General features: G+C 73.9%; 25 protein-coding genes. 7 read left to right on the top strand and 18 right to left on the bottom strand.

The features are described from left to right. Both infC and D1825_RS08650 read right to left on the bottom strand, forming a co-directional pair. Positions 1 to 1,018, bottom strand: a 1,018-nt coding sequence (gene infC / locus D1825_RS18585) for a translation initiation factor IF-3 (RefSeq protein ID WP_233549750.1), incomplete at its 3' end; no start/stop codon positions are given. A gap of 306 nt (positions 1,019 to 1,324) precedes the next feature. Beyond that, positions 1,325 to 1,630, bottom strand: coding sequence for a carboxymuconolactone decarboxylase family protein (locus D1825_RS08650; RefSeq protein ID WP_118767025.1), 306 nt, complete (start codon positions 1,628 to 1,630; stop codon positions 1,325 to 1,327). A gap of 96 nt (positions 1,631 to 1,726) precedes the next feature. Between D1825_RS08650 and D1825_RS08645 the strand changes: the two genes are divergently transcribed. Further along, the gene (locus D1825_RS08645; protein ID WP_118767024.1) at positions 1,727 to 2,083 is read left to right on the top strand and encodes a DUF1844 domain-containing protein; all 357 of its coding nucleotides are present in this window, start codon (positions 1,727 to 1,729) and stop codon (positions 2,081 to 2,083) included. A gap of 3 nt (positions 2,084 to 2,086) precedes the next feature. Here the strand turns inward: D1825_RS08645 and D1825_RS08640 are convergent, their stop codons facing one another. Next, complete coding sequence (locus D1825_RS08640; RefSeq protein WP_233549748.1) at positions 2,087 to 3,298, bottom strand: MFS transporter; 1,212 nt, start codon at positions 3,296 to 3,298, stop codon at positions 2,087 to 2,089. Between the two features lie 106 nt (positions 3,299 to 3,404). On the opposite strand from D1825_RS08640, the gene D1825_RS08635 reads away from it, so the two are divergent. The 3 genes from D1825_RS08635 to D1825_RS18230 are packed head-to-tail and all read left to right on the top strand — an operon-like array spanning position 3,405 to position 5,168. After that, positions 3,405 to 4,001 (top strand): hypothetical protein, encoded by a 597-nt coding sequence (locus D1825_RS08635; RefSeq protein ID WP_233549746.1) that lies wholly within the window; start codon positions 3,405 to 3,407, stop codon positions 3,999 to 4,001. Beyond that, positions 3,998 to 4,723 carry a S1C family serine protease gene (locus D1825_RS08630; protein ID WP_118767022.1) on the top strand — a complete coding sequence of 242 codons (726 nt, stop codon included), beginning with the start codon at positions 3,998 to 4,000 and terminating at the stop codon, positions 4,721 to 4,723. Before D1825_RS08635 ends, D1825_RS08630 begins: the two co-directional genes overlap by 4 nt. Before the next feature lie 16 nt (positions 4,724 to 4,739). Further along, positions 4,740 to 5,168, top strand: a complete 429-nt coding sequence (locus D1825_RS18230) for a sporulation protein (protein WP_158580704.1) — start codon at positions 4,740 to 4,742, stop codon at positions 5,166 to 5,168. 1 nt (position 5,169) lies between these two features. Here the strand turns inward: D1825_RS18230 and D1825_RS08620 are convergent, their stop codons facing one another. From D1825_RS08620 to D1825_RS08600, 5 genes are all read right to left on the bottom strand, one after another. Further along, entirely contained in the window at positions 5,170 to 5,898 is a 729-nt protein-coding gene (locus tag D1825_RS08620; RefSeq protein ID WP_118767021.1) for an SseB family protein, read from the bottom strand. A 2-nt stretch (positions 5,899 to 5,900) separates the two neighbouring features. Next, positions 5,901 to 6,653, bottom strand: a complete 753-nt coding sequence (priA, locus tag D1825_RS08615) for a bifunctional 1-(5-phosphoribosyl)-5-((5-phosphoribosylamino)methylideneamino)imidazole-4-carboxamide isomerase/phosphoribosylanthranilate isomerase PriA (protein WP_118767020.1) — start codon at positions 6,651 to 6,653, stop codon at positions 5,901 to 5,903. Between the two features lie 53 nt (positions 6,654 to 6,706). Continuing rightward, positions 6,707 to 7,357: an imidazole glycerol phosphate synthase subunit HisH gene (gene hisH, locus D1825_RS08610; RefSeq protein WP_118767019.1), complete on the bottom strand. Its 651-nt coding sequence runs from the start codon at positions 7,355 to 7,357 to the stop codon at positions 6,707 to 6,709. Positions 7,358 to 7,420: 63 nt separating this feature from the next. Continuing rightward, positions 7,421 to 8,587 (bottom strand): DUF6716 putative glycosyltransferase, encoded by a 1,167-nt coding sequence (locus D1825_RS08605; protein WP_118767018.1) that lies wholly within the window; start codon positions 8,585 to 8,587, stop codon positions 7,421 to 7,423. A gap of 52 nt (positions 8,588 to 8,639) precedes the next feature. Next, entirely contained in the window at positions 8,640 to 10,316 is a 1,677-nt protein-coding gene (locus D1825_RS08600) for a glycosyltransferase family 4 protein (protein WP_158580703.1), read from the bottom strand. 264 nt (positions 10,317 to 10,580) lie between these two features. On the opposite strand from D1825_RS08600, the gene D1825_RS08595 reads away from it, so the two are divergent. Then, the gene (locus D1825_RS08595) at positions 10,581 to 12,026 is read left to right on the top strand and encodes a glycosyltransferase family 29 protein (protein ID WP_118767016.1); all 1,446 of its coding nucleotides are present in this window, start codon (positions 10,581 to 10,583) and stop codon (positions 12,024 to 12,026) included. Positions 12,027 to 12,034: 8 nt separating this feature from the next. After that, complete coding sequence (locus tag D1825_RS08590) at positions 12,035 to 14,365, top strand: glycosyltransferase (protein WP_138067538.1); 2,331 nt, start codon at positions 12,035 to 12,037, stop codon at positions 14,363 to 14,365. A 130-nt stretch (positions 14,366 to 14,495) separates the two neighbouring features. Here the strand turns inward: D1825_RS08590 and D1825_RS08585 are convergent, their stop codons facing one another. The 7 genes from D1825_RS08585 to hisD form a co-directional block, all read right to left on the bottom strand. Then, complete coding sequence (locus D1825_RS08585) at positions 14,496 to 14,978, bottom strand: hypothetical protein (RefSeq protein WP_118767014.1); 483 nt, start codon at positions 14,976 to 14,978, stop codon at positions 14,496 to 14,498. After that, positions 14,978 to 15,589: an imidazoleglycerol-phosphate dehydratase HisB gene (gene hisB, locus D1825_RS08580; protein ID WP_118767013.1), complete on the bottom strand. Its 612-nt coding sequence runs from the start codon at positions 15,587 to 15,589 to the stop codon at positions 14,978 to 14,980. Before hisB ends, D1825_RS08585 begins: the two co-directional genes overlap by 1 nt. Next, a complete protein-coding gene (locus D1825_RS08575; protein WP_118767012.1) occupies positions 15,586 to 16,701 on the bottom strand; it encodes a histidinol-phosphate transaminase in 1,116 nt (371 codons plus the stop codon). The genes hisB and D1825_RS08575 overlap by 4 nt, the downstream gene beginning before the upstream one ends. Positions 16,702 to 16,736: 35 nt before the next feature. Next, the gene (locus D1825_RS08570) at positions 16,737 to 17,720 is read right to left on the bottom strand and encodes an NAD-dependent epimerase/dehydratase family protein (RefSeq protein ID WP_267897565.1); all 984 of its coding nucleotides are present in this window, start codon (positions 17,718 to 17,720) and stop codon (positions 16,737 to 16,739) included. Positions 17,721 to 17,733: 13 nt separating this feature from the next. Beyond that, on the bottom strand, positions 17,734 to 20,310 hold the full coding sequence (locus tag D1825_RS08565; RefSeq protein ID WP_233549745.1) for an alpha/beta fold hydrolase: 2,577 nt from the start codon (positions 20,308 to 20,310) through the stop codon (positions 17,734 to 17,736). After that, positions 20,307 to 21,314: a 3-oxoacyl-ACP synthase III gene (locus D1825_RS08560; protein WP_118767011.1), complete on the bottom strand. Its 1,008-nt coding sequence runs from the start codon at positions 21,312 to 21,314 to the stop codon at positions 20,307 to 20,309. The genes D1825_RS08565 and D1825_RS08560 overlap by 4 nt, the downstream gene beginning before the upstream one ends. Positions 21,315 to 21,425: 111 nt before the next feature. Further along, positions 21,426 to 22,748, bottom strand: coding sequence for a histidinol dehydrogenase (hisD, locus tag D1825_RS08555; protein WP_118767010.1), 1,323 nt, complete (start codon positions 22,746 to 22,748; stop codon positions 21,426 to 21,428). A gap of 67 nt (positions 22,749 to 22,815) precedes the next feature. Here hisD and D1825_RS08550 point away from each other — a divergent pair, with 67 nt between their 5' ends. Beyond that, positions 22,816 to 23,034: an RNA-binding S4 domain-containing protein gene (locus D1825_RS08550; RefSeq protein WP_118767009.1), complete on the top strand. Its 219-nt coding sequence runs from the start codon at positions 22,816 to 22,818 to the stop codon at positions 23,032 to 23,034. Here D1825_RS08550 and D1825_RS08545 read toward each other — a convergent pair. From D1825_RS08545 to dnaE, 3 genes are all read right to left on the bottom strand, one after another. Further along, the gene (locus D1825_RS08545; protein WP_118767008.1) at positions 23,010 to 23,552 is read right to left on the bottom strand and encodes an SRPBCC family protein; all 543 of its coding nucleotides are present in this window, start codon (positions 23,550 to 23,552) and stop codon (positions 23,010 to 23,012) included. The two genes, D1825_RS08550 and D1825_RS08545, sit on opposite strands and share 25 nt — an antisense overlap. Next, positions 23,549 to 23,902: an ArsR/SmtB family transcription factor gene (locus D1825_RS08540; protein WP_118767007.1), complete on the bottom strand. Its 354-nt coding sequence runs from the start codon at positions 23,900 to 23,902 to the stop codon at positions 23,549 to 23,551. Before D1825_RS08540 ends, D1825_RS08545 begins: the two co-directional genes overlap by 4 nt. A 38-nt stretch (positions 23,903 to 23,940) precedes the next feature. Beyond that, positions 23,941 to 26,015 (bottom strand): DNA polymerase III subunit alpha (dnaE, locus tag D1825_RS08535; RefSeq protein WP_118767006.1); only part of this gene is annotated, 2,075 nt, incomplete at its 5' end.

Here is a 26,015-nt window from a genome sequence, read left to right as displayed (position 1 = left end):
GACGGGGGGCGGCCGGTCGCGGAGCGGCCGGTCGGGGCGTGGCTGCCGGGCGCGGCGCGGGGGCCGGGCTCGCGGCGGCCGGAGCCTTGGGGGCAGCAGCCTTGGGCGCGGCCTTGGGGGCAGCGGCCTTCGGAGCGGCCTTGGGGGCAGCAGCCTTCGGGGCAGCCTTGGGGGCGGCCTTCACGGGCTCGGCCTCGGGAGTCGCCTCGACAGGCGCGTCCTTGGCCGCCTCGACCTCGGGCGTGACCTCGGCGGCGGCCTCGGCGGGCGCCTCCTCGACGACCTCGACCTCGGCAGCAGCAGGAGCCTCGGCCACCGGCGCCTCGACCGCGGAGGTCTCGACGGCAGGGGCAGCGGAGGCCTCGTCGGCCGGGGCCTCGTCGCTCTGGGCTGCCTTGGCGGCCGCCTTCGCGGCGTTCTCCTCACGGGCGGCGGCGGCCTGGGCGGCGCGACGCTGCTCGAGCTTCTGGTCGGCCTTCTTGTGGGTCGGGCCCAGCACCATGACCATGTTGCGGCCATCCTGCTTCGGCATCGACTCGATGAAGCCCAGCTCGGTCACGTCGTCGGCGAGCCGCTGCAGCAGCCGCACGCCCATCTCCGGGCGCGACTGCTCGCGACCGCGGAACATGATCATGACCTTGACCTTGTCGCCGGCCTTGAGGAACCGCTCGACGTGGCCCTTCTTGGTGCCGTAGTCGTGCGGGTCGATCTTCAGCCGGAAACGAATCTCCTTGAGGACCGTGTTGGTCTGGTTGCGCCGTGCCTCGCGCGCCTTCATGTCGGCTTCGTACTTGTACTTGCCGTAATCCATGATCTTGCAGACGGGCGGACGGGCGTCAGGTGCGACCTCGACCAGGTCGAGGTCTGCGTCCTGCGCCAGGCGCAGTGCGTCTTCCACGCGCACGATGCCGACCTGCTCGCCGTTGGGGCCGACCAGGCGGACCTCGGCTACGCGGATCCGATCGTTGATGCGGGGCTCGCTGATGTGGTGCTCCTCGGTTGTCGTCTCGGGTGACATCGCAGGAACGAAGAAGGCCTCCGTCGTGCGATCGCACGAGCGGAGGCCTGGTCGTCCGAGCGGGACGACCCCGAGGTCGGCCACACGTTCTCGTCGGCGGGCCGACGAGCCGGACTGGAACCCGGTCCCGGTTGAGCGGCGAGGCCGCACGGTCGGTACCCAGGTGGGATGGACTCCGCTTGTGCATCCGGGCCCGCGCGCCCATCTACCCGGAGGCATGCAGGCGTGCGAGACCGAATCAGTCGAGTGCAAGGCTACCAGAGGATCGCCGACCACCCGACGGGACGTGCCTCACACCCCAGCGCGTCACACGTCGTACGCGTCCAGCGCGACCGGCAGGGCCGCGATCACCTGGTTGCCGACGGCGGGCAGCCCGACGAGAACCGCGGCGACCACCTCGTCGCGCGTCGCGCCCAGCTCGCGCAGGCGCTGCACGTGGAACGGCAGGCCCGAGTGCAGACCGGTCGCAGCCAGCACCGCGACGTAGGCGAGCTCGTCGGTGCGCTCGTCGAGCGTGCTCGCGTCCGCGAGCGAGCGCACGGCGGTCATCCACGCCGCGTGGTGGGCTGGGGCCTGCGTGGCGAACGTCTGGAACGCGGTGCTGACCGACATGGAAGTACCTCCTGTGCTGGACGGGCCGTCGAGGACGACCGTAGAACCGTGATCGCCGTGCGCGGCAGGACCTACGACCGATGGGAGAATCGAGGTATGAGCGAGCCCGCCGACACGACCACTACCTCAGCCACGCGCGACATCGCCGACGTCGCCGCGGTCGAGGTCATCACCACCGCAGCCGTCCATCTCATGAGCGCGGCAGCCGTCAAGTGCGGCCTCGCCGTCGACGAGGGCGACGGGAGCGACTACCTGGACCTCGACGAGGCCCGCAAGCTCATCACCGCGCTCGCCGCGCTCGTCACGGCCTCGGCCCCGGACATCGGCAACCAGCACGCCCGCTCGCTGCGGGACGGCCTGCGCTCGCTGCAGCTCGCGTTCCGCGAGGCCTCGGCGTTCCCCGACGCGCCCGGCGAGGGCCCCGGCGAGAAGTACACCGGCTCGGTCGTCTAGCCCCTACGCGTCGACGAGCGTCGGCACGTCGGCCGCGCGGCCGGCGCGCCGGCGTCGCGTCAGCCGCAGGGTCGTCAGCCCGCCGAGCGCCACGCCGCCGCCGACGACGGCCGCGGCCAGGAACCCGGCGCCCGGGTGCGAGCGGTCGATGACGAAGCCGACGACGGGAGCGCCGAGCGCGTTGCCGACCGTCGACATCGTGCCGCTCCAGCCCATCACCTCGCCGCGGCGCCCCTCCTCCACCAGGGAGACGAGCGTCGCGTTGATCGCGGACAGGGCCGGAGCGCACGGCAGCCCGGCCACGACGACCGCGACCGCGAGCCACAGCGGTGCGGGTGCGAACGCCGCCGGCACGGTCGCCAGGGCAAGGATCGCGACGAGCACGAGCGGCGGCACAGCGCGCTTGCTCGCGCCGTACACGAGCCCGCCGACGACCGAGCCGCCGGCCCACAGCGCGATCATCCAGCCCACGTCGCCGGGGCGACCGACCTCGTTGAGCGCGGCGACGAGCGCGACGTCCGTGCCGACGAGCACGAAGCTCGCGGCCAGCCCGGACAGCAGCACGACGAGCAGCGCGGGCGTGATCACGCGGGTGCGGACGACCTCGGCGGCGGGGGCGCCGACCTGGGTCGGCACCTGCGAGCGCGTCGGGGGGTTCGCCCACATGAGCAGCACGCCTGCGGCCACGGTGATGCAGCCGACGACGGTCAGCGCGGCGGTCGTCGAGACCTGCGTGGCCAGGACGACGCCGAGCACGGGCGCGAGCATGAAGGTCAGCTCGACGCAGACCGAGTCGAGCGCGAACGCGGATCGCTGCAGCGGGAACGGCACGAGCACCGAGAGCGACTGCCGTGTGACCGAGAAGACCGGGACGAGGAACAGCCCCGCGACGAACGACGCCGCGATGAGCGCCTCGTAGCCCAGGTGCGGCGCGGTGAGCCACACGGCCGACTCGACGACGATCGACGGCGCGATCGCGCGCCGCAGACCGACGCGGTCCACCAGGCGCCCACGCCACGGCGCACCGATCGCGGCGCCGACGGTCGCCGCCCCGGCCACGATGCCCGCCTGCGCGTAGCCGCGGTCGAGCGTGGTGACGACGTGCAGGGTCAGGACGACGCCGACCATCGACGCGGGCATCCGCGCGACGAACCCGACCAGGTACAGCCGCGCGACGCCGGGCAGGCGCAGCACGGGTCCGTACGTCGAGAGCATGGGTTCCATTCTCCCCGGCGTGCGCAGGTGCCTCGACGTGATTTCCGTCGCGTGCCCGAGCACCCCGCGCCCGTCCGGCCACAGCGTGCCGCCCTATCCTGAGCCTGTGCTGTCCCCCGAGGAGCTCCCCGTCGCCGAGGCCGGGCCGAGCGCGGACACCGCCGAACCGCCCCGCCGCCGCGGGCGTGCCGCGCCCGCCGTGATCGCCCTGCTGGCGCTCCTGCTCGTGGCCGCCGTCGTCGTCGGCGCCGTGCTCGTCACACGCCTGCAGGATCGCAACGACGAGTGGCAGGCGTCGAGCACGCGCTGGCAGGCCCTGGCCACGGCCGCCGGGGAGCAGGCCGCGAGCGCGGAGGCCGCGCGCGCCCAGGCCGAGGCCGACCTCGCCACCACCACCCAGCAGCTCGCGACCGCGAAGAAGCGCATCACCGAGCTCGCCGACGAGAAGGCCGAGCTGGCCGACTCCGACGCGAGCCGGCAGCAGCTCGTCGCCTACCAGTCGCGGGTCTCGAAGGCCGCGGGCGACGTCGCGGCCGCGCTGACCAAGTGCGTCGACGGCCAGCAGCAGCTCATCGCCTACCTCGACGACGCCTCGAGCTACGACCCCGACGATCTCGCCCGGTACCGCAGCGACGTCTCGAGCGTGTGCGGCGCGGCCACGGACGCCAACGCCGCGCTGCAGCGAGCGCTGGACGCCGGATGAGGGTGCGGCCCGGCGCCCGCTGCAGTGCGGCGCTGGCGCTCGCCGCCGTCCTCGCCGGGTGCGGCGTGGTGCCCGGCCCCCCGCCGCCGGTCCCGACGTCGGTCGTCCCGCCCGTCGCGTCGGCGACGACGGCCGCCGACGTCTCCCCCGACGGCTTCGACACCGCGCACCGCATCGCGCTGCGGCTGCGCGCCGTCGACTGCGACGGCCTGGCCACCGGGTCCGGCTTCGCGATCGACGCGCACACGCTGGTGACGGCACGGCACGTGGTCGACGAGTCGTCGTCGGTCCAGGTCAGCACGTACGACGGGCACGACGTCGTGACGACCACGGCCGAGATCGCCCGCGACGCGGACCTCGCGATCGTGCGCACCCGCGACGCACTTCCCGTCGCGCCCGAGCTCGCCGACGCCGACCCCGCGGTCGGTGACCGGGTCACCGTCGTCGGCTACCCGCTCGGCAAGGAGCTGCGCGTCACGACCGGCCACGTCACGCGCGCCCGGGACGACCCGCTGCACGAGAACGCGGCGCCCGTCCTCGCGACCGACGCGCCCGTCGAGCCCGGCTCGTCGGGCTCCCCCGTGCTGGACGACGACGGCCACGTGGTGGGCGTCGTGTATGCCAAGGGGCAGGACGACACGACGTTCTTCGTGCCTGTGAGCACGTTGCAGTCCATGCTGGACGACGAGGACGCGTTCGTCCCCACACCCGGCTGCAGCTGACCACCCGGAGGACACGATGACCGACAACCCGCGCTTCGACGCCGCCCACCTGACCAACGCCGTGAGCGACACCGTCACCGTCCGCCGCGTCTTCGGCGAGGCGTACGAGTCCCACGGGTCGACCGTGGTCCCGGTCGCCCGGGTCTGGGCAGCGACGGGCATGGGCCTGGGCGACGGCGAGGGCGGGCTGCCGACCTACCGGGCCGCGGCCGACGACGGCGGCGTCGGTGGTGGGCACGGCGGCGGGCACGGGGGCGGCGGCGGGTACGGCGTGCACGTCAAGGCCGTGGGCGTCTACGTGATCGACGACGCCGGCGTGCACTGGCAGCCGTCGCTGGACGTCAACCGCGTGATCCTCGGCGGTCAGGCGGCCGCTGCCGCGGTGCTCTCGGCGGGGGCCATCGCCTGGGCGATCCGCGGGATCGCGCAGAGCTTCCGCAAGTAGGTCAGGCCGCCCGCAGGCGCAGCTCAAGGCCGTCGACGCGGTTCGCGATGGTCTCGTCGGCCGCGAGCGCGCCGTTGACGCGCGCGAGCACCGCGTCGAGCCCGGCGCGGTCGAGGCCAGCGACGAGCGTGACGACGACGGCGACCTCGGCGCGCGAGCCCGGAACGGCGTCCGTGGCCACCACCTGCGGGATCGGCGCGAGCGCGGCCGCGACCGCACCCCGGACGTCGGCGTCGACCTGGCCGTCGACGACCGCCGGGCGCCAGGTCTGCTCCTGCGCGAGCGCCCACACCGCGGGTCGCGGCACGAGCACGGTCACGGGGCCACCGGCGTCGACGACCATGACCTCCCAGCCCTCCTGCACCGCGGACAGCGCCGCGCGCGCGACGCCCGACGGCACAGGCCGGGCGGCCGTGCGCCACAGCGCGAGGCTCGCGACGCTCGTGAACACCGGCAGCGCGGTGCGGCCGTCGGGCGCCTGCAGCGCGACGATGCCGGCCGAGGCCTCCTTGTCGACGGTGTGCTCGTGGCCGTCGTGCACGACGACGTCCTCGACCTCGAGCTCGGCGAGCACCGGCACGAGGACGCGCGTGCCCGCGAGCGCGGCGACGACCTCGGGCACCGACCCGGTGCCCGACCCGTAGGAGGCGAGCGCCGCGGCGAGCGCGGGGTCGGCGGTGCCGTCGTCGCCCGCGAACGGGGACGTCGGCGGGAGCTCGCGGCCGGCCACGGTCAGGGCCGCCCGGCCACGTCCAGCGCCTCGGGCAGCGTGAACGCCCCCGCGTAGAGCGCCTTGCCGACGATCGTGCCCTCGACGCCGATCGGCACGAGGGTGCGCAGCACGCGCAGGTCGTCCAGGCTCGAGATGCCGCCCGACGCGACGACGGGGGCGTCGGTGCGCGCGCAGACCTCGCGCAGCAGCTCGACGTTGGGCCCGCGCAGCGTGCCGTCCTTCGTCACGTCCGTGACGACGTAGCGCGAGCAGCCGGCCTCCTCGAGGCGCGCGAGCACGTCCCACAGGTCACCGCCCTCCTGCGTCCAGCCGCGCGCGGCCAGCGTGGTGCCGCGCACGTCCAGGCCGACCGCGACCTGCTCGCGGTGCGCCTCGATGACGCGCGCGGTCCAGTCCGGGTTCTCCAGCGCCGCGGTGCCGAGGTTGACGCGCGTGGCGCCCATCGCGATCGCCCGCTCGAGCGACGCGTCGTCGCGGATGCCGCCCGAGAGCTCGATCTTCACGCCCTTGCCCGCGAGCTCGGCGGTGACTTCGGCGAGCAGGCCCGCGTTGGAGCCGCGCCCGAAAGCCGCGTCGAGGTCGACGAGGTGGATCCACTCGGCCCCGCCCTCGTACCAGTCGAGCGCGGCAGCGAGCGGGTCGCCGTAGCCAGTCTCGGAGCCGGCCTCGCCCTGGACCAGGCGCACGGCCTGGCCGTCGGCGACGTCGACGGCGGGAAGCAGCTCGAGGCGCGCCTCGGGGGTGGTGCTCATGGCTGGTGGTGCTCCGTTTCTCGGGTCGACCCGGGGCGCGGCCCCGGCAAGGCTCAGCGCAGGGAGGCGACCCAGTTGGTCAGCAGCTGCGCGCCGGCATCGCCGGACTTCTCGGGGTGGAACTGCGTCGCGGACAGCGGCCCGTTCTCGACCGCGGCGACGAAGGGACCGCCGTGGTCCGCCCAGGTGACCAGGGGGCGGTTGATCGGCGAGTCCGTCGGGATGTCGTCGGTCAGGGGGAACGTGCGGGCCGCGTAGGAGTGCACGAAGTAGAAGCGCTCGTCGCCGATGCCGTCGAACAGCGTGGTGCCCTGCGGCGCCTCGACCGTGGCCCAGCCCATGTGCGGGACGATCGGCGCCTCGAGCCGGTCGACGACGCCGGGCCACTCCCCCAGCCCGTCGGCCCGCTCGCCGTGCTCGACCCCCTCGGCGAACATGACCTGCATGCCGACGCAGATCCCGAGCACCGGGCGGCCACCGGCGAGGCGGCGGTCGACGACCTGGTGGCCGTCGACGCCCTGCAGGCCCGCCATGACCGCGGCGAACGCCCCGACGCCGGGGACGACCAGCCCGTCGGCCTCGGACGCGGCGCGCTTGTCGGCGGTGAGCTCGACCTGCGCGCCCACCCGCTCGAGCGCACGCACGGCGGAGCGGACGTTGCCGAAGCCGTAGTCCAGGACGACGACGCGCGCGGGGGTGCTCACGCCGCCCAGGTTACCGGCGGCAGCCCGCCCGACCGCGCCGGTCCCGGGGTGCGAGACGTGCGCTCAGTGCCCGCCCTGGCTGCGGCTGCGCCGACGCGCGCCCCGCAGCGCGAGCCCGGGCAGCGCGAGCCGCGCGTACCGCCGGGCCTGCGCGCGCCGGCCACCCACGGGTGGCCCGGGCCGCACGGGCGGCAGGGTCCCGAGGCTCGCGAGCACGCCGGGCAGCTCGTCGGGCTCGGGGTGGAAGTAGTTCTCCGCGCGCCACTGCGGCGTCGGCGCGAAGAAACGCCCCGCCCCGAGGTCGCGCAGCGTGCCGAGCAGGCCGCTGCCCTCGTACACGGTGGTGAGGTTGTCGTCGCCCACGCCGAAGTCCGCGAGCACCAGCCCACGCAGTCCCGCCGCGAGCGCCTCGAGGAGCGCGGTCGAGCTGACCGTGACCAGCGCCGTGCCGGGCGTCAGGTGCGCGGCGAGCGGCCCGGTGACCAGCGTGACCGGGGCGTCGTCGCGCAGCCCGCGCCACAGCACGTCGTACGGGTACGGCTCCTCGTGCGTCTGCACCTGGCCCGCGACCGCGCGCAGCTTGACGACGACCTCGAGGTCCGGGCGGGCGCGCGCGAGGGCCGCGAGCGAGCGCAGCACCGCACGGCGCTCGTCGGGCGACGTCGGGAACTTGGCCTGGGGCGCGAACACGACGCGCGCGAGCGGAGCCTCGTCGGCCGGCGTGTCGGCGGCCGACGAGAGGAACGCGAGCCGGTTCACAGCGAGCACCGGGTCGACCCCGGCGGCGCGGGCCGCGAGCGCGAACGCGTCACGCTCGCGGCGCGAGTGCACGACGAAGACGTCGACCCCGGCCCGGAACCGCAGCGCCCGCTCGGTCGCCGGGATCGACATGCCGGGCAGGCCCGACACGACGACCGGCCGGTACGGCAGCCCGGCGATCACCCGGACCAGCGCTTCGGCGGCCGGGCCGGTCGTCGCGACGAGCACGACGTCCGGACGCGTGCGCCGCAGCCGGGCGGCGAGGCCGAGCAGCGAGTGGTCGTCGACGACGCGGCCGTCCCAGGCCGTGCCCGCGACGGCCGCGGTGGTCTGCGCGTCGTCGGGGCGGACCGGAGTGCGGAGCACCACGAGCTCGCGCCGCGGGATCGAGCCCAGCCGGTCGAGCGTGGCGGCCGCCCACTTCACGTAGGAGTCGGAGTCGGCGACGGCGAGGACGGAGCCGAGGGTCATCGCGTTCGTCCTGTCGGCATGGAAGCATCGTCGCAGGTCAACGTCGTCTGCTTCACCGGCGGCCGTCCGTTGGTCGCGATTCGCGCGGCAGACGGCCGAGCACTCGGCTCGCGAGCGACAGGCGAGGGACTGTGGCCGTCCGAGGCGCTGCTGCTGGCGCGGCGGTCGTTGCCTGGGCTTCGGCGAGCTCGAGCGTCCGCGCCTTGGCCCGACGCCGCGCCGACGCTCGGACGTGCTCGGCGTATGCCGCCTCGTGCGGCGGCCCGCCAACGATCCGGAGCACATCGGACGCGGCCAGGACGGCCTGCCCCGCGTCCGTGGCACACACGGTCGTCCCCACGGCGCTGGCGAACTCGGTGACGGCGAGCCCGAGCCGCGCGAGCGGTGCCGCGGTTTCGAGGCTCGGGAGAAGCCCCACTCCGGGAAGGCGGAGCTCGACTCGTCGCAACGGATCCTCCGCGTGGTGGGCTGCGAGGGCCGCACGCCAGCGGCGACCCGACCCGGCGACGCCTGAGGCCACCAGGACTCCGTCTGGACGCCGCTCGACCTCAAGGCCGTCGTCGAACCCGCCGGCAGGCGGAGGCACCGCCGCTAGCCCAGAGTCGACCGCCAAGGAACCCAGGACCGTGGCGAACCGCCGTCGGAAGTGCTCGTTGGAGAACTCGTCCCTGTAGCGGGCCGCGGCTGCCCGAGCGAGCACAGCCGATCGGGCAGGGTCGTCGACCAGCTGCTCGAGTGCACTGACCAACGCGTCGACGTCCCTCACGTCGAAGGTGGTGGCGCACGTACCGTCGACGACTTCGGGGATGCCGCCGACGAGAGTGGTCACGATCGGCGTTCCCAGCTGCATCGCTTCGAGGAGCACGAGCGGCATGGCCTCCGTCTGCGACGCGATGACGAGCGCGTCGGCGGCCGCCACGTACTCCAACGCACGAGTCTTCGGCACCTCTCCGACGAATGTCACGGCGCCGCCGAGCCCGTGCGCCGACACGAGGGCTTCAAGCTCGTCGGCATAGCGCTGTTCACGCACACGCCCCACGAAGTAGACGTGCAGCGTGACCTCTCTCCGCTTTTCTCGTAGGCGGCGCACGGCGTCAATGACGTCGATCTGCCCCTTGAGCCGCTGGACGGTCCCGACCACCACGATGGACACCTCGCCTGGGTCGAGGCCGAGCCCGGACGCCACCTCGACGCGATCACGGTCGACGAGGTCGGAGGCGATCACGGCCTCCTCCGCGCAGGTGTTCGGCAGCACGTAGACGGGGACGTCGTGAAGACCTGCCTCCTCGACCCACAGGTCGCGGCTCCGCTCGGAGACGAAGACAAACCCGTCGTGCGCAGCCATGAGCACGTCGCGGACGTTGTTGCGATTCCACACGTCGGTGCCGTAGAAGTCGAAGGCGGTCGGCTCCTCGTGCATGATCGCGACCTTGTGCCCCCTGCGGTGCTCGCGCCGGTATCCAGAGGGGAGATGAGTCACGAACGAGCCCATGCCGTTGACCAGGTGGAGGCGCGGTGCGTGGCGTCGATACTCCGCTGCAGACGTGGTGTAGGCCAATCCGTCCGCCGGGTAGATCGGTGCGATGCCGTTACCGACGACCAGCGTCGAGTACGCAGATCGCGCGAGCCCGTCGAGGTACGCGTGGTCGGTGAAGGCTATGCCCGTGTCAGTCTTGCCGACGTACCTCGTGAGGTATGCGACGTCGTACTTCTCGTCGGCGCCCGTCACGTCCTCGGGCGAGGTCGCTGCGTAGTTCTCCATGTCGGCTTTCGCTCGGTCCGGGGGGCGCCCTCCGGCGCGGTTGTCTGAGGCGAGGATGCCAAGAGCGCAGGGTCAGTAGAGGTCTGCACGCACGGCGCCAGCCAATGTTCACCTCGCGTTCCGCCAGGCGTCAGGCACGGCATCCGGAGGACCCCCTCGCGTCACCTGGCCCTCCTAGGGTCCGGTCAACGGCACGTGAGACCACGCGCCGGACCACCGGGAGGAAGTCGCGTGAACAACGTCAGGCGCCGCGCACGGCGGGCCGTCACCGGGGTCGCCCGACGGACGGCGACCACGCTCGCCCCGTCGCTGCGGCTCAACCGTCGCTACGCCGCCGTGGTCTCGTCCGTCTCCGCGACGGCCACGGGAGTGTCCTCGAGCTCGCAGTGGCAGCGCATCGTGCTGACGCAATCGGTCCTCGCGCACTCCCAGGCGCTCGCCGACCTGCGGCGCAACGCCCCGCGGTCGCTCGCGGTCGAGGCCGGCGTCCGGCCGTGGCACGGCGCGTGGCCCGCGCTGTTCACGTCGCTGCTCGACGTCGCCCGACGCGCGCAGTCCGCGGGCGAGACCGAGCTGGCCGTCGAGATCTACCGCCTGCTGGTCGAGTCCCGCCCGGTCTCGCAGGGCAGCTGGAAGGGTCTGGCCACGAGCCTGGACGCGCTCGGCGACTACGCGGGGGCCCGCGCGGCCGCAGGTCGGTACCGCGCCCTGACCGGCCACGACCTCGACCTGCCCAACGACGGCGCCCGCGGCTGGGACTCCGGTGCCGGCGCCGCGCGGCTCGACGAGTCGCTGGCCGCCCTCGCGGGCGGGCTCGAGGTGCCCGACGCCGTCGACGCCTGGGTGCGCGCCGAGCAGCTGGTGCTCGCCGGGAGCGACGGCCTGCCGACCTTCGCGTCCGCCCTCGCGGCGACCCGCACCGCCGGGACCGGGTTCGGCGCGGGTTACGAGGCGCTCGTCGCCCGGACCGTGGCCGCCGGCGAGCCGCTCACGCCGCTCGCGCCGCTCGTCGCCGCCGTGAACGGTGCCCGCCGGCTGCCGACCCGCGGACGGCTCACGCCCGACGAGGCCGTGGCGCTGCGCACCCTCGACATGTCCGGGCTGCGGCAGTACCTGGCCGGGAAGTCCGTGTGCCTGGTCGCCAACTCGGCGCGCCTGCTCGAGCACGACGCCGGCCCGCTGATCGACTCCTACGACGTCGTCGTCCGGTTCAACTCCTTCGCGATCGACGCGCCGCACACGGGCACGAAGACCGACGTGCACGCGACGATCCACCTGCACAGCTTCAACTGGTCGCGCCCGGTCGACGTGCGCCTCGTGTTCAGCGGCAAGCGCGACCTGTGGCGCTCGTCGGTGCTCGAGCACGTCGAGCCCGGTGCGCAGACCTACCTGGGCGACGAGTCGCTGCGCTGGCCCGCGCTCAGCCTGTTCACGCCGTCGGAGCGCGCGGACTTCAAGGTCCCGACGACGGGCTTCAACACCCTGCGGCTCGTCGACTACGTCGACGTCAGCACGGCGATCGACCTCGTCGGCTTCGACTTCTACGACGGCGGCGCGTACCGAGTCCCCGAGGCGATGCACCTGCCCGTGGCGGCGGCGCACAGCTACGAGAACGAGCGGCGCTGGGTCATGGACCGCGCCGTGTCCACCACCGACATCACGATCAGCCTGAGGTGAGCACCCCCATGACCGGACGCACCCACGACAGAGCGTTCGTCGCGTTCGTCGACGACAACTACTTCCCCGGCTTCGTCGTGCTGCTCAAGAGCCTGACGCTGACGAACCCGGACGTCGAGGCGGACGTCGTCGTCCTGCACGACGGCCTGTCCCTGGCGAACATCTCGCGCGCCGTCTCGCTGCGGCCCGACCTGCGCTTCGTGCGCGTGGAGACCGAGCGCTACGAGCGCTACCGCAAAGGCTCGGCCGCGAACTACCTGTACACGAAGGCGTACTACATCCTCGACGCGTTCCGGCTCACGGGGTACCGCACGATCGTCACGCTCGACACCGACATGGTGGTGCTCGACCGCATCGACGACCTGTTCGCCCTCGACGCCCCGTTCGCCGCGGTCCCGCAGTTCTTCGACTCCGACGGCGGCCGCAAGCTCAACAGCGGGCTGCTGGTGTTCGACCAGACCTACACCGACGGCACGTTCGCGGCGCGGCTGGACGCGATCGGCGAGAGCGGGCAGTACGAGCTCGAGCGGCACGACCAGGGCGTCATCACCGCGGCGCTCGACGGCGACTACCTGCACCTGCCGCGCCGGTACAACTGGGTCAAGCGCGCGACGCGACGCGGCGGGGTGCCGCCGCAGGACACGGCGATCCTGCACTTCACGGGCAAGTTCAAGCCCTGGGACGGCGGCGAGCACGGCTACGCGCGGCTCGAGGCGCTCTGGCACCAGTACGACGTGAGCGACGCGGCGTTCCTCGCCGCGTGCGCGCGGCTCGCCGAGCAGGGGCTGATCGCGGACCCGACCGCGGCCACCGCCTACAAGGCGCGGGGCGCGGGCGTGCCCGAGTCCGACGCACGCGGGCCGGTCGCCGCGCAGCGCGAGGCCACGCGCCTGCGCGCCGCGGGCGACTTCGCCGGTGCCGTGGCCCTGCTCGAGTCGCACGCCCTCGAGGCCGGGCAGCTCGACACGGGCTACGCGCTCGACCTCGCGGCCTCCTACCGGGCGGTCTCGCGCTACGAGGACGCGGCCGTCCTCGCCTCGACCGCGCTGGCCTCGAGCCGCGCGGGCGAGGCGCACGTCGCGCTCGCCGAGGTCGCGTGGATCGTCGGCGACCTGGACGGGGCGCGCGAGCACGCACGCTCGGCGCTCGCGCTCGAGCCGCTGCGGCACAAGGCGCGCCTGGTGCACGCCCGCGCCGTGCGCGAGACGCCGGACGCCGAGGTCGTCGCGAGCAGGGACCCCGACGGCATCACGCTGTCGCACGCCGCGTTCTACGTCGACCCGCTCGGCAACTACGGCGACGTGCTGCTGCCCGCCGCGGTCCGCGAGGTCGCCACGCACGTGCGCGGCGTCGCCGAGTGGCACGGCGTGCACGTCCACCAACTGTTCGACGAGGCCGCGGTCGAGGCCGTGAACGAGACCCGCGGGCTGCTCGTCGGCGGCGGCGGCCTGTTCCTGCCGGACACCTCGCCGAACGGGAACTCCGGCTGGCAGTGGAACGTGCCCGACGCGAGCCTCGACCGGCTGCGGGTTCCGCTCGGGCTGGTCGCCGTGGGCTACAACCTGTTCCCGGGCCAGGAGTTCCTCGGCTCGCGGTTCCGCGAGTCGCTGACCCGCATCGTGGAGCGCGCGGAGCTCGTCGGGCTGCGCAACCGCGGCTCGATCGAGCGCGTGCGCGCGCTGCTGCCCGCGGACCTCGCCGACCGCGTGACCTACCTGCCGTGCCCGACGACGATCCTCGGGCTGGTGCCCGGCACGGCGTACACGGACCCGGACCCCGTCGACGACACCGCGACGCGCGACGTCGTGTACCTCAACGTGGCCTACGACCGTTCCGCGCTGCGGTTCAAGGACGAGTACCCCGCGTTCCTCGCGCAGATCGACGCGTTCGTGCGCGGTCTCGCGGGCGTCGCGCAGGTGCGGATCGGGGCGCACACGATCCCCGACGAGCGCATCGCGGTCGACCTGTACCGCGAGCACGGCACGCGCGTCGGGGTGGACAGCTTCTTCCGGCTCGGCATCGAGGAGACCACGCGGCTCTACCGCGAGGCCGCTCTCGTGGTCGGGATGCGCGGGCACGCCGGCATGATCCCGTTCGGGCTCGGCACGCCGATCCTCAGCCTCGTCTCGCACCCCAAGCTGCGCTACTTCCTCGAGGACGTCGGCCGGCCGGAGTGGGGCGTCGACGTCGCGGAGCGGCACCTCGGCGCGCGGCTCCTCGAGCTGTCCACGGACGTGCTCGGCGCGCAGGACCGCTACCGCGCGCAGGTCGCCGAGGCGCGGCTCGCGCTGTACGACACCAGCGTCGCCGCGCTGCGGCCGTTCCTCGAGGCCATGTAGGCACCCGGCAGACAGGACGACGCCCGCACCAGGGGGCCAGTGCGGGCGTCGGAAGGCCCATCATCCCGGGCGGCGAGCCGTGGCCGCAAGGGGGAAGTTCTGTGAACGCGCTGTGAAGGCGGGCAGGGCGTCAGCGCTTGCGAGCAGAGGCAGCCAGCAGCCGCGTCGCCTTCCAGCGGGACATGCCCACGCTCGTGACCACGCCCTCGAGCTCGGACGGCTCGACCGAGCCCAGCAGCAGGTCCTCGAGCACGCCCGGCCCGTTGGCCAGCAGCAGGCCCGACGGGACCTCCTCGCCCGCCTCGCCGCCGGCCCACCGGACCGCGCGCACGTTGCCCTCGCGGCGCTCGAGCAGCACGACGGGCGTCGCGCGCAGCAGCTTGGAGACGGCGGCGGCGCCGTCGGTCGCGTTCGCAGGCTCGCGGAGCACGGCGATCGCGCCCGACGACGACGGCACGACGTCGACGTCCACGCCCGCGAGCGCGCACGCGGCGGCCAGGGGCGCGGCGATCGCCACGGGTGTCACGACGAGCGCGACCGACGGGTCCTCGTCGACCGGGGCGAACAGCGACGACAGGTCGTCGGGGACGACGAGCTCGTCGTCGTCGGCCATCAGAGCGCGCCCTTCGTGGACGGGATGCCGTCCACGCGGGGGTCGAGCGCCACCGCGAACCGCAGCGCGCGGGCGAGCGCCTTGAACTGGGCCTCGACGATGTGGTGCGGGTCGCGCCCGGCCAGCACGCGGACGTGGATGCTGAACGCCGCGTGGTGCGCGATCGACTCGAGCACGTGCCGCGTCAGGGCGCCCGTGAAGTGACCACCGATGAGGTGGTACTCCTGGCCGATGGGCTCGCCCGTGTGCACCAGGTAGGGCCGACCGGACACGTCGACGACCGCCTGGGCGAGCGCCTCGTCGAGCGGCACGGTGGCGTCGCCGAACCGCGAGATCCCGCGCTTGTCCCCCAGCGCCTCGCGCAGCGCCTCGCCGATGACGATGGCGACGTCCTCGACCGTGTGGTGCGCGTCGATGTGCGTGTCGCCGGTCGCCTTGACCGTGAGGTCGATGAGCGAGTGCTTGCCCAGCGCCGTCAGCATGTGGTCGTAGAACGGCACCGTCGTCGAGATGTCGGTGCGGCCCGTGCCGTCCAGGTCCAGCTCGACCAGCACGCTCGACTCGCTCGTCGCGCGCTCGATGCGGGCGACGCGCCTCTTCGTCGGGCTCATAGTGATGCGACCTCCACCAGGGCGTCCTTGAACGCCGCCGTCTCCTCACGTGTGCCGACTGACACCCGCAACCATCCGTCCGGACCGACCTCGCGGATCAGGACCCCGCGGTCGAGCAGACCCTGCCAGATCGCGTGCCGGTCGTCGAACATCCCGAACAGCACGAAGTTCGCGTCGGACTCGGCGACGGTCAGTCCCTTGCCCCGCAACCACACCACCAGCGCGTCTCGCTCGTCGCGCAGCGACCCGACCTGCGCCATGAGCTCGGCGCTGTGTGCGAGCGCCGCGCGGGCCACCGCCTGCGTGACCCCCGACAGGTGGTACGGCAGGCGCACGACGCGCAGCGCGTCCACGAGGTCGCTCGCCGCGGCGAGGTAACCGACGCGCGCGCCGGCCAGCCCGAACGCCTTGGACATCGTGCGGCTCACGGCCAGGTGCGGGTGGTCGGCGAGCAGCTCGAGCGCGCTGGGGACGCCGCGGCGGCGGAACTCGCCGTAGGCCTCGTCGACCACGACGACGCAGCCGCCGGGCACGTCCGCGGCGGCGGCGAGCACGGCCAGGACGGTCGAGGCCGGCAGCGCCGTGCCGGTCGGGTTGTTGGGGCTCGCGAGCAGGACGACCGACGGCGTGTGCTCGGCGATCGCCGCGCGGGCGGCGTCCGGGTCGAGGCTGAAGTCCTCCTCGCGCCGCCCCGCGACCCAGGCGGTCGAGGTGTCGCGCGCGTACTCGGGGTACATCGAGTAGGTGGGCGCGAACGACAGCGCGGTGCGCCCCGGGCCGCCGAACGCCTGCAGGACGTGCAGCATGATCTCGTTCGAGCCGTTGGCGGCCCACAGCTGCGCGACGTCGAGCCGGACGCCAGACTCGGCCGCCAGGTAGTCCGCCAGGTCGGCCCGCAGGGCCTCGAAGTCGCGGTCCGGGTAGCGGTTGAGCCCGCGAGCCGCGTCGGCGACCGCAGCGGCGATGTCCGCGACGACCTGCTCCGAGGGCGCGTACGGGTTCTCGTTGACGTTGAGCAGGTGCGGGACGTCGAGCTGCGGCGCCCCGTAGGGCTCGAGCCCGACGAGCTCCGGCCGCAGCGGCAGCGCGGGACGAGCGATGTCGGCAGTCACGGGTCCGAGTCTAGGGACGTGCGCCCGCGCGCCGGTCAGGCGTCCACAGCCGCGCGCGTGTGCGCCGCGAGCCGTGCGATGCCCTCGTCGACGCTGACGCGCGGCTCCCAGCGGAGCGCCTCACGCGTGCGCCGCTGGTCGAACCAGTGCGCGGTCGACAGCTGCTCGGCCACGAACCGGGTCAGCGGCGGCTCGCCGGGCAGCGGCAGGTGCGCCCACGCGGCGTCGAGGCCCGCGCCCGCGGCGCGCGCGAGCGCGGCGGGGACCCGGCGGTGCGGGACGGGGACGCCGCTCGCGGCGCAGATCGCGTCGATCAGCTCACGCACCGGACGCGGCTCGCCGTTGGTGACGACGTACGCCTGGCCGTAGGAGTCCGTCGGGGCCGTGAGGGCCGCGACGAGCGCGTCCACGGCGTTGTCGACGTAGGTCGTGTCGATGAGCGGCGCTCCCGAGCCGAGGATCGGCAGCCGGCCTGCGCGGGCGCGGGCGACGATGCGCCCGACGAGCTGGGTGTCCCCCGGCCCCCACACCACGTGCGGCCGCACCGCGAGGACGCGGAAGCCGGGCTGGTCGGTGGCGAGCGCGAGCTGCTCGGCGGCGGCCTTCGTCCGGGCGTACGGCCCGCGGGCGCGCGACGGCTCGGCGGGACCGGCTCCCGCACCGACGAGTGAGTCGCCCGTGTGCGCGACGGACGGCGAGGAGACGAAGACCATCCGGGAGACGCCGGCCGCGCGTGCCGCGTCGAGCACCGTGCGGGTGCCCTCGACGTTCACGGCCCGGTACTCGGCCTCGGGCCCGACGATGTCGACCTTCGCGGCCAGGTGCACCACGGCCTCGGCCCCGGCCACCGCGCGCGAGACCGCCTCGGCGTCGGTGACCGAGCCGAGCTCGTCGTGCACCCCGGCGACGCCCGAGGGGCGGCGCTGCAGCGTGCGGACGTCCCAGCCGTCGGCGACGAGCCGCGCCGCGACGGCGCCGCCGAGCATGCCGCTCGCGCCCGTGACCAGCACGGTTCTCACAGCTGCACCGTCCTCACAGGCGCGCCCGCCGTCCCGCGAGCACCGCGGAGGCCCAGCCGGCCAGGCGCGTGCGGTCGATCTTGGAGTTGTGCCGCAGGTCCGTGGGCAGGCCCGGGACGACGAGGACCGCGGCGACCGGCACGGGCAGCCCGACGAGCGCGTCGCGGACGCGCGCCGCGAGGTCGGGCTCGGCCAGACCGGCGCCCGCGGGCTCGTCGGGCTCGACGACCACCACGATCTGCTGCGTACCGCGCGGCCCTACGCCGACGACGGCCGCGCGGGCGACGCCGTCGAGGGCGTCCACGCGCCGCTCGGGCGCCACGGGCGTCACGACGCCGTGGTCGGTCGCCACGACGTGCGCGAGCCGGCCCTCGACCCACAGCCGGCCGTCGGCGTCGAGGCGCCCGACGTCGCCGGTGCGGTGCCAGCCCGCGTCGCGCGCCGAGGCGTCCTGCGTGAACCAGAGCCGGTCGTAGCGGTCCTTGAGGTGCGGGCCGGTCACGAGGATCTCGCCGAGCACGTCAGGCTCGTCGCTCGGGAGGCCGACGGCCGTCCCCTCGTCGGCCAGCGCACTGATCGTCACGCGCGCTCCCTGGACCGGGCGACCGACGCACACTCCGGGGCCGTCGCCGGCCGCGAGGATCTCGTCGAGCTCGACGTCGGTGACGGGCAGCATCTCGGTCATGCCGTACGGCGTGTGCAGGTGGGCACCGGGGAGCAGGCCGCGCACCGCGAGCAACAGGTCGGCGGGCACGGGTGCCCCGGCCGAGAGCAGCGTCTCGACGCCCGCCAGCGCCGCGCGGTCGTCGTCGCTCGCGTCGTCCTGCGTCGCGAGGATGCCCGCGAGCGCCGCGGGCGAGGCGAACACGACCGCGCCGTCGACCGCGCGCACGGCAGCGGCCAGCGCCGCGGCGGTGAGCGTGCGCGGCGCGGTCACGTCCATGTCCGGGCTCACGCTCGTCGCACCCAGGGCGGGACCGAGCAGCGCGAACGGGGCGAACGCGGCGACGAACGAGCACTCCGCGGAGATGCCGTAGGTGCTCGCGACGGCGTCGCGCATGCCGGCCAGGCCGCGGTGCGTGTAGACCACGCCCTTGGCCGGGCCGGTCGAGCCGGAGGTGAACAGCACCGCGGCCTCGTCGTCGGCGTCCGGCCATGCGAGCTCCGCGTCGGACACCGCACCCAGGTCGGACAGCTCGACGAGCGTCGCCTCGACGCCCAGGGCGGACCTGACGCGGCGGTTGATCGGGCCGGCGGCGACGAGCGTGGGCGCCCAGCGGAACGCCTTCGCGGCCAGCAGCGCGCGCTCGATGCCGATCACGGCCACGGGCTCGGAGGCCTTGACTGCGCGCGAGAGCGCGCCGACGCCCAGCCCGGCGTCCGCGACCACGACGACCGCCCCGAGGCGCAGGCACGCGTAGAGCACCGCGGTGAGGTCCGCGCCGGGCGGCACGAGCACCGCGACCCGGTCCCCCGGCCGGACGCCGATGACGGCCAGGCCGCGCGCGATCTCCTCGGTGCGGCGGGCCAGCGCGCGCCAGGACACGGTGCGGGAGGTGTCGCCGTGCAGCTCGACCAGCGCGGGACCGTTGTCGGCGGCCCGCTCGGTGAGCGTCGCGCCGAGGAGCCGGACGGGAGGGCGCTCGGGGGTGGTCACCGGTGCGGCCGGTGCGGCGACGCGGGTGTCGAGCCAGCGCAGCACGCCGGTCGCGACGTCCTCGTCCTCCGCGACGAGGTGGCCCGCGGTCGGGTACCGGTGCACGTCGGCGTGCGGCAGCCGGTCGAGCAGGTCGCGCAGGAACCGGTCGGAGAACACGGGGTCGCGCGCGCCCCAGGCCAGCAGCGCCGGGACGTCGAGCTCGCTGACGCCCGCGGCGATCCGCTCGAGCTCGGGACGGCTGACGTGCTCGGCGACCGCCGGGATGTCCGCCACGAAGTCGCCGACCGCGGCGCGGCGGGCGGCCGTCCGGTACGGCGCGCGGAACGCGTTGCGCACGGCGCCGTCCAGGCGCGGGTGGGCGAGCGCGAGCGTGGTGTCGATGAACCCTGTGGTCGTCACCGTGGCGGCCTGCCGGACGCCCGGGACCATCACGGGGCGCAGCGCCGCGGGGGCGCGCTCGGCCAGCGGCTGGAAGACGGCGGTGTTGAGCAGCACGACGCCCGCGAGCAGCTCGGGGTGGTCGACGGCCCAGCCGAGGCTGATCGAGCCGCCCCAGTCGTGGCCCGCCGTGACGACCGGCTCGGTCAGGCCGAGGGTGTCGGTCAGCTCGCCGAGCTCGCGCACGCGGTCGGCGAGCAGGTGGGTGTCCCCCGTGCGCTGCGAGAAGCCCATGTCGAGCTGGTCGACCGCGATGACGCGCCACGGGCGGTCAGCAGCGGTCGCGGCCGCGACGAACGTGCGCCACAGGTAGGACCACGTCGGGTTGCCGTGCACGCACAGCAACGTCCCGACCGGCTCAGCCGTGAGCTGCGCGGCGTTGTCGAGCACGTGCCACGCGCCCGAGGGGGTCCGCACCACGCGGGACCAGGCAGGGTCGAGCCCCGGCAGCCCGCTCGGTGCGAGCGTGGCCACCGTCGTCGGGGCGATCACCAGACGATCTCCGTCATCGCGGTGTTCAGGCCCGAACCCACGCCCATGCAGACGACGCGGTCCCCCGCGCTCAGCGAGTCCGCCTCGGCGGCCAGCGTCATGGGCAGGGACGCGGGCCCGACGTTGCCCCACCGCGGGTACGTCGTCGGCACCAGACGGCGGTCGAGGCCCAGGGCGTCGACGATCGAGGTGGTGTGGACCGTGGAGACCTGGTGCGTGATGAACCGGTCCGCGGCGTTCCAGTTCCAGCGCGGCTCGGCCTCGTTCCACGCGTCGACGACGAGCTCGAGCCCGCCGTCGAGCAGGCCCTGAGGGTCGGTCGACATGCCGTCCGGTCCACCGACGCACAGCGTGTGGTGCTGCGTCGCGGCGCGCGAGACGCCGCCGAGCACGCGGTGGGCCCCAGGGTGCAGGCTCGCCGGGCCGAGCACGGCGGCCGCCGCGCCGGCACCGAGCGTCAGCGTCGCGAACTCCCGCAGGAAGTCGTCGCGCGTGGAGTCCTCGTGCGAGAGGCGCCGGATGGTCGCCTCCTGCGTCGGGCGGGGGTCCTCGCCGTCGACGATCACGGCGTAGCGGATCTGGCCCGCGTCGATGAGCTGCGCGGCGAGCGTGAGGCCGTTGACGAAGCCGAGGCACGCGTTCGTGATGTCGAAGTTCAGCGCGCTCGACGGCAGGCCGAGGCCGTCGTGGATGCGCGAGGCGACCGAGGGCTCGAGGTGCGTGCGGGTCACCGACGTGTTGATCAGCAGGCCGACCTCGCCGGGGTCGACGCCCGACTCGGCGAGCGCCTTGGCGGCGGCCTGCGTCGCGGCGTCGTCGAACGTGGTCCCGTCGTCCCACCAGCGACGCTCGGTCACGCCGGCGACGCGGCGCAGCAGCCCCTTGGGCAGCCGCAGGCGCTTGAGGGTGCTCGCGAGCTGCTCGTCGAATCGCTGCGAGGGCATCACGACGGGCGCCTCGACGGCGGTCACCGCCAGCAGCGCGACGTCTCGGTGCTCGAACATGGCATTACCGGTCACTGGATGCGCCCACTTCCCTCGCGCTGCACGGGCGCGTTCGTCCTGCTCCTACTGTGCTACTCCCGGGGCGACGGTGCAGGCCAAAGGCCCGCACCGTCAGAAGCGCGCGCGTACCGCCTCGCCGTGAGCGGGGAGGCCTTCGGCCTCCGCCAGCGCGACGATCCGGTCCGCCACCTCGCCCAGCGCATCGGCGTCGTACTCGATGACCTGCACGGCGCGCAGGAACGAGTGGACACCGAGGCCGCTGGTGAAGTGTGCGCAGCCCCCGGTGGGGAGCACGTGGTTCGAGCCGGCCATGTAGTCGCCGAGCGAGACGGGCGAGTACGGGCCGACGAAGATCGCGCCCGCGCTCGTCACGCGCTCGGCGAGCGCGGCGGCGTCGACGGTCTGGATCTCGAGGTGCTCGGCGCCGTAGGCGTTGACGACCGCCAGGCCCGCCTCGAGGTCGTCGACCAGCACGATCGCGGACTGCGAGCCGTCCAGCGCCTGCGCGACCCGGCCGCGGTGGAACGTCGCATCGGTCCGGTCGACCAGCTTGGCCTCGACCGCGCCCGCGAGCTCGGCGCTGGGCGTCACGAGGACCGCGGCGGCCAGCGGGTCGTGCTCGGCCTGCGAGACGAGGTCCGCGGCCACGTGCCCGGCGTCGGCGGTGCCGTCCGCGAGGATCGCGATCTCGGTGGGGCCAGCCTCGGAGTCGATGCCCACCACGCCGCGCACGAGCCGCTTGGCCGCGGCGACGTAGACGTTGCCCGGTCCGGTGACGACGTCGACCGGCTCGCACAGCGTCGCGCCGTCGACCTCGTCGGTGCCGTCCGCGCCGTACGCGAACATCGCGACCGCCTGCGCGCCGCCGACCGCGTAGACCTCGTCGACGCCGAGCAGCGCGCACGTGGCGAGCACGACCGCGTCCGGAAGGCCGTCGTGGTCCTTCTGCGGCGGCGACGCCACGGCGAGCGAGCCGACGCCCGCGGCCTGCGCCGCGACGACGTTCATGATCACCGAAGACGGGTAGACGGCCAGGCCGCCGGGCACGTAGAGCCCCACGCGGCGCACGGGGATCCAGCGCTGGCGCACCTGGGCACCCGGCGCGACCTGCACGGTGAAGCCGGCCGGCACCTGGGCGGCGTGGACCTCGCGGACGCGGCGGATGGTCTCGTCGAGCGCAGCCCGCACGTCGGGGTCCAGCGCGCCGACGGCGGCGGCGACGGTCTCGGCCGGCACGCGCAGGTGCGTGGGGCGGACCCCGTCGAACCGCTCGGCCAGGTCGCGCAGCGCGGCGGCGCCGCGTCGGCGGACGTCGTCCAGCAGCGGCGCGACGACCTCGCCGGCGTGCTCGACATCGACCTCGGCGCGCGGGAGCTCGGCGAGGAGCTCGCGGCGCGACAGGGCGCGACCGCGCAGGTCGATGCGGGAGATCACCGGCCGAGTGTATGCCGCTGAACTGGACCAGGGCCCGGCAGGGCCGCATGACGGGCAGACTGTGCGCATGATCACGGTGCCCATCGCGGACGACTCCATCCGCCTCGGTCAGTTCCTCAAGCTCGCGAACCTCGCCGAGTCGGGTGCGCACGCGCGCGCCCTGCTCGACGACGGCGCGGTGACCGTCAACGGCGAGGACGAGACCCGGCGCGGCCGACAGCTGGTCAAGGGCGACGTCGTCGAGGTCGACCTGCCCGGCGGCTACGAGGAGGCGACGGTCGGCTGACCGCCGCCCGTCTCGCCGCCCGCCTGGTCCCGGTAGAGCGGCAGCGCCGCGTCGAACGCCTCCTGCCAGGAGCGCACCGGCACGTCGGCCACGTGGTCGGCGAGCTGGTCGAGGCTCGCGTGCCACCCGCCGGCGTACCCACGTGCGCCGGCCGGCGTGAGCCCGTAGTGCTGGAGCTCGAGCAAGGCCCCGTCGTCCTCCGGTCGGACGCTCACGATGACGAACGTCTCGCCCTCACCGGGAAAGCGCCACGTGACCGAGAACATCTGCGGGGCGTCGCAGTCCCGGATCTCACCGACGGCGTTCTCGGCCGCACCCGCCAGATCCTCCCCCATGCGCAGCTCGTAGGTGCCGCCGGCCCGGAGGTCACCGTAGACGGGGCCCAACCACCGGGCGAGCCGCTCGGGCGAGGTGACGGCCTCCCACAGGTCGTCGGCGGTCGTGGCGTACCTCCGCTCGAACAGCACGGCGGTCCCGTCCCTGAACGTGCTGAGGGTCGCGCGGACGTCGTTCGTCATCTCGGGTCCTTCCCCACGGGTCGGCCGCCCGCGGCCCGGCGGCCGCGGGCGATCTCGGTGTCGAGCGCGTCGAGGCGCGTGGACCAGAACCGCCGCACGTCGTCCACCCACGTCGCGATCTCGTCGAGCGGCTCGGGCCGGACGGCGTACAGCCGCACCGGCCCGCGCACCTCGGCCTCGACGACACCGGCCTCGCGCAGCACGCGCAGGTGCCGCGAGGTGGCCGGCTGGCTGATGCCGAACTCCGCGCCGACAGCCGCAGCGAGCTCGCCCGCGGGTCGCCGGCCGTCGGCCAGCAGCTCGACCAGCCGTCGCCGAACCGGGTCCCCCAGCGTGTCCATCGGGTGCATGACCCGACGATTGCACGTCAGGTTATATAACGCAAGGGTTAGGAAGCGAGGCAGCTCGGGCCGAGCAACGCCTTGAGGTCCCCGAACAGCGACGGCGAGCGCTCGACGCGCAGCCCGTCGTCGAGCCGCATGACCGTTGCGCGGCCCGGTTGCGTCAGCCGCAGGTGGACCTCGGTGACGCCCGGGTGGGTCGACAGGACCTCGCGCAGCCGCTCGACGAGCGGCGGCGTGCAGCGCGCGACCGCCATCGAGACGACCACGGGCGAGTCGGCGGTGACCGACACGTCCGGCAGCGAGACCTCCATGGCCTGCAGCTGCATCGTCTCGTCGCGGCGGCGGACGCGACCGCGCACGACGACCACCGCGTCCTCCGCGAGCACCGTGGAGTAGGCCAGGTAGGTCTCGCCGAAGAACATGATCTCGACCGCGCCCTCCATGTCCTCGATGGTCACGGCGGCCCACGGATTGCCCTGCTTGGACATCTTGCGCTGCAGCGACGTGATCAGGCCCGCGATCACGACCGTCGAGCCGTCGGGCCGGTGCTCGTCGGCCATGAGCGTCGCGATCGAGACGTCCGCGGCCGCCGCGAGCACGTGCTCGATGCCGGACAGCGGGTGGTCGGAGACGTACAGGCCGAGCATCTCGCGCTCGAACGCCAGCCGCTGCTTCTTGTCCCAGTCCGGCAGGTCCGGGATGGCGACCGCGAAGCCGGGGTCGTCGTCGCCGCCGAACACGTCCGCGAACAGGTCGAACTGGCCCTCGGCCTCCTTGCGCTTGACGCCGATCACGGCGTCGACCGCCTGCTCGTGCACGAGCAGGAGCGCACGGCGCGGGTGGCCGAGCGAGTCGAACGCCCCCGCCTTGATGAGGGACTCGATGGTCCGCTTGTTGCAGACGACCGCGGGCACCTTGTCGAGGAAGTCGGTGAACGAGGCGAACTCGCCCTTCTCCTCGCGCGAGCGCACGATCGCGTCGACGACGTTCGCGCCGACGTTGCGCACGGCGGTCAGGCCGAACCGGATGTCGGTGCCGACGGCCGTAAAGTTGGCGGCCGACGAGTTCACGTCGGGCGGCAGGACCGTGATCCCCATGTGCCGGCACTCGCCGAGGTACAGCGCCGACTTGTCCTTGTCGTCGCGCACGCTGGTCAGCAGCGCCGCCATGTACTCGGTCGGGTAGTTGGCCTTGAGGTAGGCGGTCCAGTACGAGATGACGCCGTACGCGGCCGAGTGCGCCTTGTTGAAGGCGTAGTCGGAGAACGGCAGCAGGATGTCCCACAGCGTCTGGACGGCGGCCATCGAGAAGCCGCGCTCGATCATGCCGCCCGAGAAGCCCTCGAACTGCTTGTCCAGCTCGGACTTCTTCTTCTTGCCCATCGCGCGCCGCAGGATGTCTGCCTGGCCGAGCGAGTACCCGGCGACGCGCTGGGCGATCGCCATGACCTGCTCCTGGTAGACGATCAGGCCGTACGTCGTGCCCAGGATCTCCGCGAGCGGCTCCTCGAGCTCGGGGTGGATCGGCGTGACCTGCTGCGCGCCCGTCTTGCGCAGCGCGTAGTTGGTGTGCGAGTTCGCGCCCATCGGGCCCGGGCGGTAGAGCGCGCCGACGGCCGAGATGTCCTCGAAGTTGTCGGGCCGCATGAGCCGCAGCAGCGAGCGCATGCCGCCGCCGTCGAGCTGGAACACGCCCAGGGTGTCGCCGCGGCCGAGCAGCTCGTAGGTGGCGCGGTCGGTGAGCTCGAGGTCCTCGAGGACCACCGGCTCCTTGCCGTTCATCACGATGTTCTCGAGCGCGTCGTCGAGGATCGTCAGGTTGCGCAGCCCGAGGAAGTCCATCTTGATCAGGCCGAGGCCCTCGGACGTCGGGTAGTCGAACTGCGTGATGACCGCGCCGTCCTGCGGGCGGCGCATGATCGGGATGATGTCGATCAGCGGGTCGCTCGACATGATGACGCCTGCGGCGTGCACGCCCCACTGGCGCTTCAGCCCCTCGATGCCCTTCGCCAGCTCGACCACGCGCTGCGCGTCCGGATCAGCGGCGTGCACCTGGCGGAACTCCTCCGCCTCGGAGTACCGCTTGTCCGCCGGGTCGAAGATGCCCGTGAGCGAGATGT

Origin of the sequence: Cellulomonas rhizosphaerae, assembly GCF_003470205.1 — a bacterium.
Taxonomy (GTDB): Bacteria; Actinomycetota; Actinomycetes; order Actinomycetales; family Cellulomonadaceae; genus Cellulomonas; species Cellulomonas rhizosphaerae.
This window is presented reverse-complemented; position numbering and strand designations above follow the sequence as displayed.